Here is a 16,104-nt window from a genome sequence, read left to right on the forward strand (position 1 = left end):
CCGCTCCTGTCAGCGCGCCGCCAGCACGGTGCCACGGCATTCGCCGAAGCCGATCGAGGCAAAACCTTCGCGGGCGCAGCGGGCGCGCAGGATGATTTCGTCGCCGTCTTCAAGGAATTTGCGCACTTCACCGGACGCCAGTTCGATCGGCTTTTTACCGCCCTCGGTGATTTCCAGCAGGCTGCCGAATTGACCGTTTTCAGGGCCGGACAAGGTGCCAGAACCGAACAGGTCACCGGCCTGCAACTGGCAACCGTTGACGCTGTGGTGCGCAACCATTTGCGCGACAGTCCAGTACATGTAGCGGGTGTTGCTCAGGGTCAGGCGATGGGCCGGCAGGTTCTGCTCGCGCATTTTTTCGGTGAGCAGCAGCACTTCCAACTCGATGTCGAAGGCACCGCCCTCCTGATCGCGTTTGTCGAGCAGGTACGGCAGCGGCTGCGGATCGCCTTGCGGACGCGCCGGTTGCGCGGTGCGGAATGGCGCCAGCGCTTCGGCGGTCACCACCCATGGCGAGACACTGGTGATAAAGCTCTTGGACAGGAACGGGCCGAGCGGCTGGTATTCCCAGGCCTGGATGTCACGGGCCGACCAATCGTTCAGCAGGCAGAAACCGGCGATGTGCTCGGCGGCGTCACCAATGGCGATCGGCTCGCCCATCTCGTTGCCCTGACCGATCCAGATCCCCAGTTCCAGCTCATAGTCCAGCCGTGCGCACGGGCCGAAGGTCGGCTCGGTTGCGCCGGCCGGCAGGGTCTGGCCTTTCGGGCGGCGCACGTCGGCACCGGAAGCGCGCACGGTGGACGCGCGACCGTGGTAGCCGATCGGCACGTGTTTGTAGTTCGGCAGCAACGGGTTGTCCGGACGGAACAGTTTGCCGACGTTCTGCGCGTGTTCGATGCCGACGTAGAAGTCGGTGTAGTCGCTGATGCGCGCCGGCAGGTGCAGTTGGCAATCGGCGGCCAGTGGCAGCAGTTTTGCGCCCTGGGCTTCAATGTTGCCGCGGTGAGTGCTGCCTTCGCTGAACAGTTCCAGCAGACGCTCGCGCAAGGCAACGCGGGCGTCTCGGCCGAGTTCGAAGAACGCGTTCAACTGACCGCCGCGCATGGCTTCGACGGCACTGCGCGCGACGCCGTCGAACAGACCGGCCTCCAGCGCCACTTGCAGATCGAAGATATGTTCACCAATCGCCACGCCGGCGCGCGGTGCCGAGCCATTGGTGCTGAACACGCCCAGCGGCAGGTTCTGCAGCGGGAATTCGGTGTGGCCGTTGGCCGAAGCGACCCAACTGCGGGTGATGGAATTCTGAGTCATGGGTTATCTCCGGGTCGGGTCGAACGTGGCGGGCAGCGTGGCCCAGCAGGCGTCGTAAGTGGATTGCAATTGCGGGCAGTCGAGGGCGAAACGGCTTGGGCGCAGCACCTGGCTGGTCTCGAACATGAAGGCCATGGTGTTGTCGATCTTCGCCGGTTTGAGGTCCGCGTTGATGGCTTTGGTGCAGGTCTCGCCGTCCGGGCCGTGGGCGCTCATGCAGCTGTGCAGCGATGCACCGCCGGGCACGAAACCTTCGGCCTTGGCGTCGTACTCGCCCTGGATCAGGCCCATGAATTCGTTCATCAGGTTGCGGTGGAACCACGGCGGACGGAAGGTGTTCTCGGCCACCATCCAGCGCGGCGGGAAGATCACGAAGTCGAGGTTGGCCAGACCGTGGACGCTGGTCGGCGAGGTCAGCACGGTGAAGATCGACGGATCCGGGTGATCGAAACTGACGGTGCCGATGGTGTTGAAGCGGCGCAGGTCATATTTGTACGGCACGTTGTTGCCGTGCCAGGCGACCACGTTCAGCGGCGAGTGATTGAGTTCGGTGCCCCACAACTGGCCGAGGAATTTTTGCACCAGCGTAGTCGGCTGTTGCAGGTTTTCGTAGGCAGCGACCGGGGTCAGGAAATCCCGCGGATTGGCCAGACCGTTGCTGCCGATCGGTCCCAGATCCGGAAGACGCAACGGCGCGCCATGGTTCTCGGCGACATAACCGCGCGCTTGCGGATCGAGCAGTTCGACACGGAATTTCAGGCCCCGTGGCAGCACGACGATTTCCAATGGCGCCACTTCCAGCACACCCAGTTCAGTGGCGATGCGCAGGCGCCCCAGTTGCGGCACCAGCAGCAGCTCGCCGTCGGCGTTGAAGAAAACGCGCTCCATCGAACGGTTGGCGCAGTAGTGATAGATGCTGATGCCGGCCGGTTTTTCGGCGCCGGAATTGGCCGCCATGCTGACCAGACCGTCGATGAAATCGGTCGGTTCGGTCGGGATGTCCAGCGGGTTCCAGCGCAGGCGATTGGGGGTGACTTCGCCCAACGGGCCGCCCGCCAGTTGCCGCTCGAGTTTGACGAATGCCGGGTGATTGGCCGACGGCTGGATCCGGTACATCCAGGTGCGCCGCGCTTCGCTGCGAGTCATGGTGAACGCGGTGCCGGAGAACAGTTCGGTGTACAGACCGTACGGGGCTTTCTGCGGGGAGTTCTGGCCGACGGGCAGTGCGCCGGGCAACGCTTCGGAGCTGAATTCGTTGCCGAAACCGGACTGGTAAGCCAGGGCTGAATCGAGGTTCATGGAGCCTCCTGAACAGGGAGTCGGCATGGCCGGACGCTCTGGATCGGAGGTCTTGGCACACCGGGGTTATTTTTATCGTAATTCAATTACGCATAACGTAATTTGCTCGCTATCCAGCGTCAAGCTATAAAGACGCCCATTCGTTCCGGGACACGGCAGCACCATGGAAAAAACCAGCGACAGCAACGGCAAACAGAAAGTCCGCTCCGCCGAAGTCGGCACCGACATCCTCAAGGCTCTGGCCGAGTTGTCGCCGTCCACTTCGCTGTCGCGTCTGGCCGAACATGTGCAGATGCCGGCGAGCAAGGTTCACCGTTACCTGCAGGCCTTGATTGCCTCGGGCTTTGCCGAACAGAACACCGCCACCAACCACTACGGTCTCGGCCGTGAAGCGTTGCGGGTGGGTCTGGCCGCTCTCAACAGTATGGACGTGCTGAAAGTCGCCGCCCTGCCGCTGGCCGAACTGCGCGACGAACTCAACGAAACCTGTTTCCTGGCGGTGTGGGGCAATCAGGGCGCGACCGTGGTGCACATCGAACCGGCGGTGCGCGCGGTGACGGTGGTGACGCAACTGGGCTCGGTGTTGCCGCTACTCAGTTCCTCCACCGGCCTGGTGTTCGGCGCTTACCTGCCGCACCGGGAAACCGACGAATTGCGAGAGCAGGAAATCGCCGTCGGCGGCCATCCGCTGGCGGACGAAAAAGCTTATGAGGCATTGTGCGAACAGATCCGCGAACGCGGTCTGCATCATGTCCACGGCTTGCTGATGCCCGGCGTCGATGCCCTGTCGGCTCCGGTGTTCAACGCCCCCGGCCAGGTCGCTGCGGTATTGACCATCGTCGGCCCGACATCGTTGTTCCACGCCGACGAAAACGGCCCGGCGGCGCAGCGGTTATTGGCTGCGACGCGGGCCGTGAGTTGGCGGATGGGTTATCAGCCAGATTGACGAGGCAAGGGGTCAGCCGATGATTCGGGTTTTACTGTCCGCGATCACGTAGGGAGAAGCCACGGCGGTGACATATCCAATCCCCACCGGCACCCCGGTCACGGTCGACACGATCTCGGAAATATCCTTGACTCGCGACAGCAGCCCCACCGCCGAAACAGATCCGCCAACGCCTGCCACAATTCCCACATACAAGAGAATGGAGCTTCTCCACGCCGAGGCGAGATGGTTCTTGCCGGCTTTGTCATCTCCCAGACTGTAGGCAACGATGCCCTGGACGATCGAACGTGTGATGCGCACGATGCTGCTCACCAATCCCACCGGCGGGACAAACAGCGAGACGATATCCACCGCAAGCTCGGTGATCACCATGACCGTGTTCCAGAATCGCTCGGCAGGTGTGGTGGTTTGATAGTCAACGTCGCTGAGCACACGGGAAATCATGCTGTCGAATTCGAACTTGAAATGGGTCACGGCATAACTGTTGTCCAACGCAGGGACAGGGAGAGCGCCTGAAGCGTTTTGGCAGCGAATGACAAAGTTCTGTACGACACCCCTGTGTTCGAGCCTGGTCAGTGCAATGACGTGATTTCCCAGGTCGGCGTCCTTGAGCCCCAGTGTCAAGGATTCGAGCGGGCGGAAACTCAGCCCGTCCGGAGCCTTCGGAATATAGGCCAGCAGCTGCAGCTTCCCTGCCACCCGACGTCCAAACGTATAAGCGCCCTCGATGCGTCGCCCTTCAAGAACCAGCGTGTAGATACCCTCCTGCGGGGTAGTGCCCGGCTTGAACGGTTCCACTTGATGAGGACGGTCATGATCGAGCCCGTCGACCAGTCCCGCCAGCCAATTGAACTGTTCGGAGGACAGAGAGCCCTGCATCTTCTGAGTCAATGCGGCCCTGAGCATTTCGTTCTGCTTGAGCTTGCAGAACAGTTTCGCCTTGAGATCCAGCGACGGGCCGTTGGCAAAGCGGTCGACCAGATGCCACTCATACATCATGCCCGGCCGCAAACCGATCAACGATTTGACGACCGTCGCATTCAGATTTCCCAGTGAAGAACCATCCCTGGAGACGAATGCCACCTGATCATCACCAGGCCAAAGCTGCCATTGAATGAAGAGCTGGGTAAGCGTCATCCAGTCCTGCCCTTTCACCTTGACATTAACGCGATCAGGATCGATCAAGGGGTGGTTCGGGTCAGAACGACGCAGGTGACTGTTCAACCGTTCCATCACCTGGTCTCGCGAATAAGAAACCAGCGTGGGGATATTCAGCTCGTCTTTCGACAGTTCGTAGAGCGCCTTGAAATCCGTGTTCACTCGGGTAAGCATCTCGCGATCCCGCGACGCCGCATTCCTGTACCAGACGGGCGTGGCCACCTGTTCCTCAGCGATTTCCCAATCGATGATTTCATGGATGGCCCCCATCAGTGGCCCTTCACCGTGCCCCCGAGTCCACTCGACCAGGGTGACTCCACCCCACCACCTCGGTTCAAACACAGGGCCTGGCTCGACATAAGAAAGCTCGTCTTTCACGAAAGCTGCGCGATCCTTGCTGAAAGCCTGAGCGGTCAGGAATTCACGATCACGTGGCTCGAACCCCCAGGAGATGAACTGTCGTTTCAATCCGGTCAGATCGGAGAATTCGTACCATTGCTGCCCGGTCGGGGCACCCGGCGCATACAGCACATGTAGCTGGAGGTCTGGCGCAGCCCCCCTTGCACGAAACGCAATCATGTCCTTGAACGGCTTGTAGTATTGACGAAACGCAACGCCAAACGCTTCGACTCCCGGATCGCCATGCAGATACCGCTGCACCATATTCTGCCCTTGCGGGCCGATGTGTTTTTGCAGGACGGCGGCGAAGTGGCTGAGCGCAATTTCCTGCCCCAGGACTTCGCGCATGGCTTCGCGAATCCGTGCCTGTGCGAAACGCTGATTGCGTTGATTGGCATATTGCAAACGCAGATCAAACTGGCGGATGGCGAGTTCGATACTCGAAGCCGTCAGTCGAGGATTGGTGTGAAAGGCTTCGAGCTTGATCGTGTAGGGAGCCGCCGTGTCATGCACGCCGTACATGAACAACTGAGTCAGGGTTTTACGCTCGACATGTTCAATACGCCGAGTGCCCATACGCAAAGAATATTCCACTGTTACCCAGACAGTATCAGGGTCCACTCGCCGGGTATCGCCCGCGCTGATGTGGGTTTCGACAACTCCGCGCACGTAGTCCTGAAAAGAAGATACTCCCCCCAGGGCCTCATGCAGGCTCACCTGCCCCCTGAGCAGTTCCTTTTCCAGAGAAGCGAATACTTCCTGATGGTTGGCGGTGGCATCTTTCAACCATTGCGGCCGGGCGTTTCGGTTCATCAGGGCCAGTAGTCTCGCGACCCGCCTCCGGGCAGCGTCGATGACTGCCTGCTGCTGAAGGGTGCTCTCGACCGAACGCACGAGAGCAGGCCGATCCCCGCCCGGCGCCTGTAACCGGCGAAGATGGTAAGCAACGTCGCGCTGTTGTTTTTCAAGAAGCTGGGCGGTGAGAGTCTGGAAGATTTCGCCTTGAATGTTCAGGTAACGGATATCCGGAACGCTGCCGAGCTGCTCGGCATCTTCCTGTGAAAGGCTCCCGAGCAGTTGTGCCCGGGTTTCTGCATTGCCCAGGCGTTGCTGCAACGCTTGATGCATCAAGGTGGGTGTGCGGAATGTTTCCAGGCCGTTCACGGAAGTGTAGAGGACAACCCATTCGTCATCGTCCAGAACCAGTTCGGGGATAGAGCGCCCCGAAAGGTACGTGACAAAGCAGCCGGCGAGCGTTGCGAATCGACCGTTTTCCAGTTGCAGTGAAAGACTGTAGGCCGGAGTCAAAGATGTGCCCTTGATGAAAACGGCATAGCTTTCCTCTACCTCCGGCCGAACGCCTTGCATCTGCACCGTCGCGCCCAATTCCTGCCAGAACAGCGCTGCATAGGCATCCTGCAACTGACGACTGCGCGAAGCCAGCTCACGCCCCAGGCCGTCCTTCCCCGAAGATGCAGCCCAGTATTGCGCCAGCAAAGGCGTGTACTTCTGCGCCAGCGATCCCAGCACATGACCGATCAACGAACCGACGGCTACTACATCCAGCCCTTCAATCCGGTCCTCTTCATCCGTGGAGTCAGGCCAATCGTAGACGCCGTACAGACTGGCGTCATAGACGGGCGCATTGCCGGACACCAGGCACTGCATGAACACGTCCATCAACAACCCGGTCGGTTGTGGATTCGCAATCTCTGAATGCTGGGCGGCAATGTAAGTTTTGCTGATATAAATATTCGGTGATAACTGTTGAAGTTCCTTTAACACCAAATCCTGCAAAAGCGATTTGAACGACGGTAGTGCACCCAGCAAACCTTCCAGGTCGTACCTGCGCTTATTGATTTCACTCAGATGTTTTTCCGCCGATAACCTTCCAACTGCATTCATGATAAAACTCCGTTATTACACAGGATAACCAGACGACAAAACATCGCCCAAGCCGTGCAAATAACTTAACCGGAGCAAAACCAATAAAAAACCCACCGTCCTTTGCAAGACATTTAAAAGATCAAACTTAAAAAAAACCAACATACTGATTAACTGACAATTAACAACACAAACCCAGCATTCTCGCGCGCGCCACGGCATGCGTCCGGCGTTCGACGCCCAACTTTGCATGAATTCGCCGGACATGAGTTTTAACGGTATGCAACGAGATGAACAACTTATCCGCTATTTGTTGATTGGAACTTCCCGCCGCAATCAACCCCAACACTTGCGATTCTCTCAGGCTTAATGAATTTTCATTGTCACTGCCATCAAGAAATGGATGTTCGGGTGACTCAGGGCGAATATCCGAAGCAGCTTCGTCAAACTTCATGACCAGACGCTGCAAGTTGAACTGACAGGCCAGCTTGCGGCCCCTGTCGAAATACTGTCGGGCAGATTCCCGATCATTGAGAATCGACGCCACCTCGCTCATTGCCAGCCACTGCTCGGCTTCCAGAACGATCATCCGGCAAGACTGAGCCTGCTCGAGCAAGGACTGCAGCCGCGCCTGCGGCTGGTGCGCCTGCTTCAAGCGGGTCTCGGCCAGAATCAGCAAATACTCGATACGCGGGATCAGCTCCAGCGTCGCCGGCGGCGCCTGCCGTCCACGCGGGCCACGATAGTGCCTGAGCACTCGACTCAACGCTTCACGAGCCAGTTCGGGTCGTCCCTGTTGCAGCCAGAACTCACTGCTGACCTGCAACAGAACACCGCGATAAACCGTGTCTGGAATCTGCCGCTGCTGCATCAAACGTTCGGCATCGCGCAGGTGCATGAATGCTTGCGAATAATCACCCTGATCAGCGGCCAGTTGCGCCTGACCGAGAAAACCGTACAGCACGCGCTTGTCAAAGCTGCGCAAGCAGTCGTCGAGCCCCTGCTGAAAGAGCTCGGCAGCCCGTATTGATTGCCCCATGCTCAGCGCCAGTCGCCCCCGGCGCAAGGCGATACGGCCCAACAACGGCGTCGGTCGCTCGATGGAGGACTCAAGCATTTCGCAAAGATTGGCCAGCAACTCTTCGGCGCGAGCCGACGCGCCCCGTTGCTCCAGCAGTTGGGCGTGATCAAGCTCCAGCAACGCCTCGAACAGCAATGAGCCCTCGGCCCGTGCCAGGCACAGCGCTTCACGATTGATCGAATGAGCCAGCTCCAGATCACCGCACAGCAACGCTTGCTGAGTGCGGCCCGACAGGCACAGCAGACGGGCCGTCCAGGCCTGCGGCGAAAGATCGTTCAAGGCTTGCTCGAAATGCTCGCGCGCCTCGTCCATATGCCCCTGCAAATGCAACAGCCATCCTTGCTGAGCCTGCCAGCGCGCGATCAATTGCCGTTGCTGACCCGCCGACGGTGGCGGTAGAAAACGCGACAGTTGTCCGATGCATTCCGCCGCCTGGGTAAATCGTCCGGCGAACAGCAACGCCGCCGTGATCAGACCGACCAGTTGCGCCGAGCCCAGCAGCAGTTCCTCGCCGCGTTGCTCGTACAGGCGCAGTAACAACACGACTGTCTGTTCCTCGAACAAATGCTCGAAACTGAAGTGTTGCAGCAGGCTCACCGCCACCTCGTATTCTTCGGCCAGCAGCGCCTGTTCAAAGGCGCATTTCCAATGCTGTCCGGCAGCGAACCACTGACAGGCCCGACGATGCCAGGAACGTCCGGCGGGCCAGGGCTCATCGCGCATCAAGCGCGACAGCGCAGCGCACACCTGCAACCAGTCCGGCGACCCTTGCCAGGGTTCGATAAAACACCCAAGCGTTTGCAGCGTGCGCATCCACTGCGCGCCTTCGCCTGCACCGAACAGGTGATCGCACAGGCTGGCGTTGAACCGCGGCAGATGCGCCAACACCCGCCAGGCCTCGGCCAGTTCCGGGCTCAATCCACTGAACAGTTCGTGTTGCAGATAATCCAGCAGAGTGTCCATGCGTTGCTGCGGCAAGGTCTTTTGCGACCAGTCGCATTTTTGCATCAACAGCATTCGCACCCCGGCGCACCAGCCGCCGCTGCGCTGATGAATGCGAGCAGCCACTTGATCGGCCTGGACGGACGGCAGGTGCCGCAACAATTGCGCGATCTCGCCGCGACTCAACGCCAGCGCCGCGCATTCGCACTCGTACAAGGCGTCATCGAGCAACAGGCGCGGCCAGTTGCATTGCGGGCGTCGACGCGTGCCGATCCACCAGGTGACGGCGGGGCCGGCAAGCGCCAGCATCCGGTCGAGCAGTGCATCCAGCGCCGGCTCTTCAACACGACAGTAATCGTCGAGAAACACCCAGACCGGCGAGGACCGGCGCGCCAGCTCATGCAGCAGCGACGACTCATCCGCCGTGGCCAGCCCCAATGCCTGCGCCAGTCGCTCGCAAAATGCCGCAACACTCATCGACATGCCCGCCAACGGCAGCCAGCACACCGTACATTCGACGGGCGCCTGCAACAGGCATTCGGTGAATAACGTGCTCTTGCCACTGCCGGCCGGTGCGCAGATCAGCCGGACCCTTGCCGCAGATTCGAGCAGTGATGCAGTCAGACGCGGACGTGGAAGATGATGAGCCGAGAGTCTGGGCAAGAATCCCGGACGATCCGGAGCGTGGGTCATGGCGGTCATCGGGTACGCCTTTTTATCGTTGTACGCTCACCCTAGCCCTCTCCCTGCTGCTTGTTGACGAGTATTCAGTACGCTGATTGGCGCCCATAAAAAAGGCGACCGTGCGGTCGCCTTTTTGTCTGCCCCTGTATCGAGACCCTTACCGTACGCCCTCCGAACGCAAGGCCGACGGGGTGTAATCGGCGGCCTTGGCTTCGAAGCCGAATTCGAAGCTGTGCTTCTCTTCGTTCTTCATCCCCAGGGCAATGTAACGGCCGGCGATGATGTCGTAGAGCGCTTCGAGGGTGTAGGCCTGGGCCTGGTGATCGTAGTAGTACTGCGCGTGTCCTTCAGCCACTCGCCACAGTTGCCCGCGACCGTCGTAGTGATCGGCCAGCGCCACTTGCCAGCTGTCCTCGTCGATGTACATGTGGCGCTTGGCGTAGATGTGCCGTTCGTTCGGTTTGACTGTGCCGACCACTTCCCAGACCCGGTGCAGTTCATAGCGGGTCAGGTCCTGGTTGATGTGCCCGGCCTTGACGATGTCGTCGTACTTGAGGCTCGGCGAGTCGAGCTTGTAGCTGTTGTACGGAATGTACATTTCCTTCTTGCCGATCAGTTTCCAGTCATAGCGATCCGGGGCGCCGGAGAACATGTCGAAGTTGTCCGAGGTGCGCAGGCCGTCGGCGGCGGTGCCCGGGCCGTCATAGGCGACTTGCGGTGCACGACGGACCCGACGCTGACCGGCGTTGTAGATCCACGCCAGACGCGGTTCCTTCACCTGATCGAGGGTTTCGTGTACCAGCAGCACGTTACCGGCCAGGCGCGCCGGGGCCGTCACCGACTGCTTGAAGAAGGTCAGGACGTTGGCGGCTTTTTCCGGATCGAGATCCTTCATCAGTTGCGGCACGGCGATCTCTTCTTCGAAGCGGATCGGCGTGTAGCTGCCGTTGGTTTGCGGCGTCACCTGCGTGATGATCCGCCGCAGGTTGCCGCCGTGATAACGGGTGATGTGGTTCCACAACACCTCGACGCCATTTTTGGGAATGGGGAACGCGTAGTAGCGGTTACCGGTGAAATTGGCCAGGCCGTTGCCATCGTTGATGCTGGTGACGTTGAGTGCGCTGCGTTTGGCCGACTCGTAGATTTCCGGCGGTGCGGCCACGGTGCGATGGGTCGGGTAGACCGGGATCCTGTAGGTTTCCGGGTAGCGCTTGAACATCGCCACCTGGCCGTCGGACAGCTTGTCCTTGTACTTGTCGACGTTGGCGGCAGTAATCGTGAACAACGGTTTTTCGCTGGCAAACGGGTCAGCCAGAAAACCCTTGCTGTCGACTGCTCCGGCGTTTTTCGGGATACCGCCGGTCCAGGCCGGAATCGAGCCGTCGGCGTTGCCGGCCTTCTCGGCGCCCAGCGGCGTCAGGCTGGTGCCGAGCTTGTTGGCTTCCTCCGGCGACACCGCCGCGATCACGTTGGCGGCCAGCAGGCTCAAGGCCAGGACACCGCATTGCAGAATCATCTTGCGCATTGCATTCATCCTTCTCGGGCAGATCAGAAGTTCACACCGAAGCTCAGGGCCACGAAGTCACGGTCTTCGAGGGTGTTGTAGTCACCACCGAAAAAGTCGGTGTAACTCAGGCTCGCGGTATAGGTGTTGCGATAGTCGGCATCGACTCCGACGCTGACAGCCTTGGCGCCTTCGTTGAACAGACCGTTGGGGCCATAGCCGGCGACGTCGTGGGACCAGGACAGGTTGGGCTTGAGGTTGATCCCGCCGATCACGTTGGCGTAATCGAGGATCGCCCGGGCGCGATAGCCCCAGGAGGTGGAAGTAACGAAACCGTCGGTATCCCCCCCGAAACCATACTGGCCGTAGACCGAGTCACGCCCATAACGCAGCTTGCTGCGCGACTCCAGTCCGCCAACCCGCACCACCGCCGCCTCGCCGACCAGGGTCAGGCGCTGCGCCCCCCAGACCTGATCGATAAAGTGCGTCAGCGTGCTCTGGATCTGCGTCACTTCCTTGCGTCGGTAACCCTTGTTGTCGGCCCCCGGCGAGGTGACCAGCGGCGACGCGGCACCGCCGGCAATCGGATTGACCAGCGCCAGGGTCAGGTCGTTGGTGTTGACCTGCACCGGCGCATTGGGCCGATAGCTGATCTCACCGGTCCAGGCGGTGCCGGTTGGCAACGTGGTGGAGAAACTCGCGCCGTACAGGCGAATGTCTTCCGGGTATTCGAGGTAGTACTGGCCGCGCCCGAGCATCACGCTTTGCGCCAGTCCCGAACCGCTGCCGGGCGCCAGGCGGTTGGCGATCCCGACCATGCCCGGCAATGACGCCAGGGTCGACAGACCGGCGGTACTGGTGCCAACGGTCGGCGTGCGGCTGTGGTAGTTCATGAAGTAGAGGCCGTATTCGGTGTCGTCGCCGAGCCAGCGCAACGCCGTGCCCCATTGCCCGGAGTCCCGCGCATCGCGGTCGCCGCCACGGGGCACGATCACCCCTTCGCGGGTCACCTGGATCGGCTGGCCGAAGGCTGCCGCCAGCGGCGCCAACGGGGCGATCGCCGGGCTGCCGACGGTGTAGCCGTTGTTGCAACCGTCCGCTGCCACATCGACGCCGAAAAACGTCCCGCAGTTGTCGAGGACGGTCTGATCCCATTCCAGTTGATAGAAGCCCTCGACCGTCAGTTGGTCGGTGAGCCCCTGAGAGGCGAACAGCATGTTCACCGGAATCAGCCCCTCCTTGATCTCCGCACCCGGCCGCCGGAACGCCGAGACGTCGATCGGGTTGATGCTGTTGATCGAGTTGCCGATGAAGGTGCTTTCGCCCCAGCTCACCACCTGTTTGCCGGCGCGCACGGTGCCCGGCAAATCGGCGATGGAGTAGTTGTGATAAACGAACGCGTCGAGAATCTGCGCGCCGGACGACTTCGCGCCTTCCTTGCGTCCCTTGTCACTGATCTGTTTGAACTCGCGGTCTTCGTCCTTGAGTTCGAAGTCGTACCAGTACTTGCCGCGCACAAACACACCGGTGTCGCCGTACTTCAGTTCGAGGTCGTGGATGCCTTTGAAGATCTTGGAAAAGGTCTCACCCTTCTTGAAGTTCAAACGCCCGTCATCACCGGTGGAAGACTGGCCCGTGCCGCCGTTGACCGTACCGACCAGCGACTTGTCGGCATCGCGCATGCCCCAGCTCGCTCCGACCGACAGCGACGAATCGAAGGTGCCTTCGATTTCCCCGATATTGAAAGCGACCGCTTGCGCCTGGGCACAGCAACCCAAAGCCACAGCAGCGGCGAGCGCCTGCGGCGTGAAGATGGCGCGCATTGTTGTTTTTGTCATGCGTCTTCCCCGGTGAGTGACAGAAGGCCCCACCCTACTGCCGCGCCACGGCGAGGATAAGCGCACAAAGGAGGTATTCACGCTGTCGCTCGAAAGGATGAATCCCCGCCTGCGACAAGGGTTTGCGCCCGCCATGAACAGGCTGGATGGACCACTATCAACGCAGCGGATAATGACCACCCCAGTGCGCGCCACTGTTACACGCCCCGCAACAGTGCATGTCCGGAATCGCTATTTTTCCCTGAGGCGCCAGCCCTTATTCTGTGCCGGCTTTCACCGCAGACCGCGAGAAAGCACGAAGTCCGCGACCGAGTCGTCGGCAACCGATTTCTGATGGCGCGAAGCGTTTTTCGATCCATCGCCCCGGTGTTCACTGACGTTGATTTGTAGCTCCTTGATCCAACGTCTTACCTTGGCCGCTGCGTTTGCAGCGGCCTTTTTTATGGGCGTTTAAAAAATGTGGATGGCGGATTGCAAAGATCCTCCGATTACCGCGTCAGACATTTCCTTGAGTCCCGAACGAATCCCTTCTGCATTAACAGCAACCCGCGAAAACCCTTTCCACACAACGCCCTGTTACTTACGGGCTTCTCGGATTTGATCACCGCCGTTGCGAGGTAACCTGAAACACCTCAACCATTCGCCGGTGACACGGATGTCATCGCCCCCCTGGGCATTTTTCGGGCGAATGAAAACGCACATTCAAAAGGACATGAATATGCCAAAACCTCCACCGTTAGAGCTGGACGCATTACATATCCGGGAGTTCGCCCCGGATGATTACGAGCCATTCAAAGAAACCAATGTGGGTTATTCCTACAGTGGCACATTCGGCCCTGCCGGTGCCAATTCGCAAACGCGTCAATTGATGCATGAAACACAACTTGCCGTTGAACAGGAATTCAACGCAAAAGCCGCCTCGATCCCACAATCCATCGAAGTGGAACTGGCGACCATCAGACTGGAAGGCCCGACGACCCCTCTGCCACCCGCGGCGGCATTGGCTCGCGAAGTGGGCGTCAGGAACACGCTGATTCAACGCAAGAGCGCAGAGTTTCAAAGACAGACCGCCATCGCCAACCGCTTTTATGGCAGCGATCCGCTGGGGAAAACCTTCAAGGATTACCTGGATCAGGCATCTGCCCTTCGACGAGCGCACGGCGCGGGGGTCAAGAGCAGAGCGTTATGGAGTGAATCGTTTCGGGCCGCCCACGAAGCCCGGCTGCTGGGCCAGACATTGGCGCTTCTCAACCAGCAACAGGTCGGCGTGCTCAACTGGCTGGCCACCGTGCAAGCACAGGATCAGGCGGCTGCGGCAGAGGCGCAGCGGCAGGCCGCGGAACGTGCCCGAATTGCGGCGGAGCAACAACGCCAGCGAGACATTGCCGAAGCAGCGCGCCGGGAGCAGGAGGAAATACGTGCACGAGAACAGGCTCGACTGGCCGCATTGGCGGAGAAACAACGTCGGGATGCCGAACAGGCTCGACTGGCGGCCGAGACCGCGCGCCTGAACGCTGAGGCTGAAGCTCGGGAGAAAGAGCGGGTGGCTGCGTTGAAGATCGCCCAGGCCGAGGCACAAGCCAAGGCTGAAACAGCGGCGCTGGCGCTTGCGGCAGAACAGGCTCGGTTACAGGAGGAAAGGAAGCATGTCTTCCCGGCTTCCGGAGCAATGGCCAGCAACGGCCCTGCCGTTTCTTTCGCTTCGACAGCGGTCAACCTCAGCCCGGCCAACTCGGCGGGAATACTCAATGCACTGCGTACCGCAACAGCGACCCTGACAGCGACGGGCACGGCGCTGTTCGGCAGTCCGGTATTGATGGGGTTCGCGGCGCTGTTGATGCCTTCAAATCTGGGCAACGGCGAGCGTTTTTCCATGAGTGTTCCTTTCGCCGAGTTGTCGTCCGAGCCGGCAGAGACGCTCCGGGAAATCGCCGATCGACAGGGTACGCTGGAGATGCAAGCCGGGCTCGGCGTCAGGCGACTCGGTGCAGGTATGCAAGTGTTCGTCGCTACGAGCGATGACTTCCATATTCGCTCAAGTGTGCTGGTCCTGAATGCCGCCTACGATCTGCTCAACGACGTATACAAGGTCGCGCTATCGGACTCGCCCACCGACTACTTGACCTGGACACCCGCTATCTCGCCGGGTGACGCCTCGACCGCCTCGCCAATAGTGGATACCGATTCTCCCGCTTACTCCGGGGTATCCATCGTGCCGGTTGAAGGACGGCTGGATTTGAATCCGATACTGGTGGAAGGCTGGGATCGATTCATCATCGTGTTTCCGGCTGATTCGGGGATTGAACCGCTGTATGTGGTTTTCAGCAGTCCTTATGAGGGGGCCTCAGTCAAAGGTAAATACAGTGGCCGCAAATTCAATCCAGAGCAGGCTGGCGGGCCGATACTTAATCTGGATTGGAGATCGGCCATCATCACCCGAGAGGGGATTGAAGCGGTAAAGCTACACATCGCAAGGCTCAATCAATCGGACGCTAACGACATTATGATTCAACGCCTGGAAGATATTCTCAGCGGACACCGGACGCACTCAGACACGGACTTGCGCTACTACACTCATGAAATAAGAGAGCTTGAGCGGTATAGGGCCTTCGGCTATAGCGACAATACCTCGCCATCGGATGAGTCCCCGATATGGAACAATGCTCATACAGCGGCCCTTGAAGACTACAAACTCGGCAGTGAATTAACCCTCCTATATACCGAACAGGCAATCAATGCGATGTATGCGCAGGATCAGAGAGAGTACGAAAAGGACATGAGGAGTTTCGAACAATGAACACGGTCGAAAGAATCATCAAAAATGAGCCGGTTGCCGATGTGGTCTCCTTATTTGCACTGCTTTGGCCAGCAATGCGTATTGACAGGATGTATGGGCTATATCGTAGCGAGGTAATTCGAGACGGTATTTTGGTCGCCACTTACAATTCACTATTCAATGACGGGGTGCTCTCCAGCGATAAGAGCGGCAAGACAGTCAAAGGGCCCAACTGGAAGGCGCCTAAGTTCCTAGTAGAAAAACGTTACGATTAATTAT

The 16,104-nt window shown here is 59.6% G+C and carries 9 protein-coding genes; 3 read left to right on the top strand and 6 right to left on the bottom strand.

All coding sequences use genetic code 11. The features are described 5' to 3' along the window. Positions 1–9 precede the first annotated feature (9 nt). Entirely contained in the window at positions 10–1,314 is a 1,305-nt protein-coding gene (gene fahA, locus CAF80_RS04435) for a fumarylacetoacetase (RefSeq protein WP_085666888.1), read from the bottom strand. A gap of 3 nt (positions 1,315–1,317) precedes the next feature. Continuing rightward, positions 1,318–2,613: a homogentisate 1,2-dioxygenase gene (hmgA, locus tag CAF80_RS04440; RefSeq protein ID WP_039769379.1), complete on the bottom strand. Its 1,296-nt coding sequence runs from the start codon at positions 2,611–2,613 to the stop codon at positions 1,318–1,320. A 163-nt stretch (positions 2,614–2,776) separates the two neighbouring features. On the opposite strand from hmgA, the gene CAF80_RS04445 reads away from it, so the two are divergent. After that, positions 2,777–3,559, top strand: a complete 783-nt coding sequence (locus CAF80_RS04445; RefSeq protein WP_074691761.1) for an IclR family transcriptional regulator — start codon at positions 2,777–2,779, stop codon at positions 3,557–3,559. 12 nt (positions 3,560–3,571) lie between these two features. Here the strand turns inward: CAF80_RS04445 and CAF80_RS04450 are convergent, their stop codons facing one another. From CAF80_RS04450 to CAF80_RS04465, 4 genes are all read right to left on the bottom strand, one after another. Beyond that, entirely contained in the window at positions 3,572–7,021 is a 3,450-nt protein-coding gene (locus CAF80_RS04450; protein WP_085666889.1) for a dermonecrotic toxin domain-containing protein, read from the bottom strand. A gap of 160 nt (positions 7,022–7,181) precedes the next feature. Next, positions 7,182–9,725: a LuxR C-terminal-related transcriptional regulator gene (locus tag CAF80_RS04455; RefSeq protein WP_074691767.1), complete on the bottom strand. Its 2,544-nt coding sequence runs from the start codon at positions 9,723–9,725 to the stop codon at positions 7,182–7,184. Positions 9,726–9,864: 139 nt separating this feature from the next. Continuing rightward, positions 9,865–11,232 carry a DUF1329 domain-containing protein gene (locus tag CAF80_RS04460; RefSeq protein ID WP_039769368.1) on the bottom strand — a complete coding sequence of 456 codons (1,368 nt, stop codon included), beginning with the start codon at positions 11,230–11,232 and terminating at the stop codon, positions 9,865–9,867. Positions 11,233–11,255: 23 nt separating this feature from the next. Continuing rightward, positions 11,256–13,049, bottom strand: a complete 1,794-nt coding sequence (locus CAF80_RS04465) for a DUF1302 domain-containing protein (RefSeq protein ID WP_074691771.1) — start codon at positions 13,047–13,049, stop codon at positions 11,256–11,258. A 655-nt stretch (positions 13,050–13,704) separates the two neighbouring features. On the opposite strand from CAF80_RS04465, the gene CAF80_RS04470 reads away from it, so the two are divergent. Together CAF80_RS04470 and CAF80_RS04475 are read left to right on the top strand one after the other, a co-directional pair. Beyond that, complete coding sequence (locus CAF80_RS04470) at positions 13,705–15,846, top strand: S-type pyocin domain-containing protein (protein ID WP_256578091.1); 2,142 nt, start codon at positions 13,705–13,707, stop codon at positions 15,844–15,846. Beyond that, on the top strand, positions 15,843–16,100 hold the full coding sequence (locus CAF80_RS04475) for an immunity protein (RefSeq protein WP_085666890.1): 258 nt from the start codon (positions 15,843–15,845) through the stop codon (positions 16,098–16,100). Before CAF80_RS04470 ends, CAF80_RS04475 begins: the two co-directional genes overlap by 4 nt. Positions 16,101–16,104: the final 4 nt, after the last annotated feature.

It is taken from the genome of Pseudomonas sp. B34(2017) (assembly GCF_002112915.1).
GTDB lineage: Bacteria > Pseudomonadota > Gammaproteobacteria > Pseudomonadales > Pseudomonadaceae > Aquipseudomonas > Aquipseudomonas pharyngis.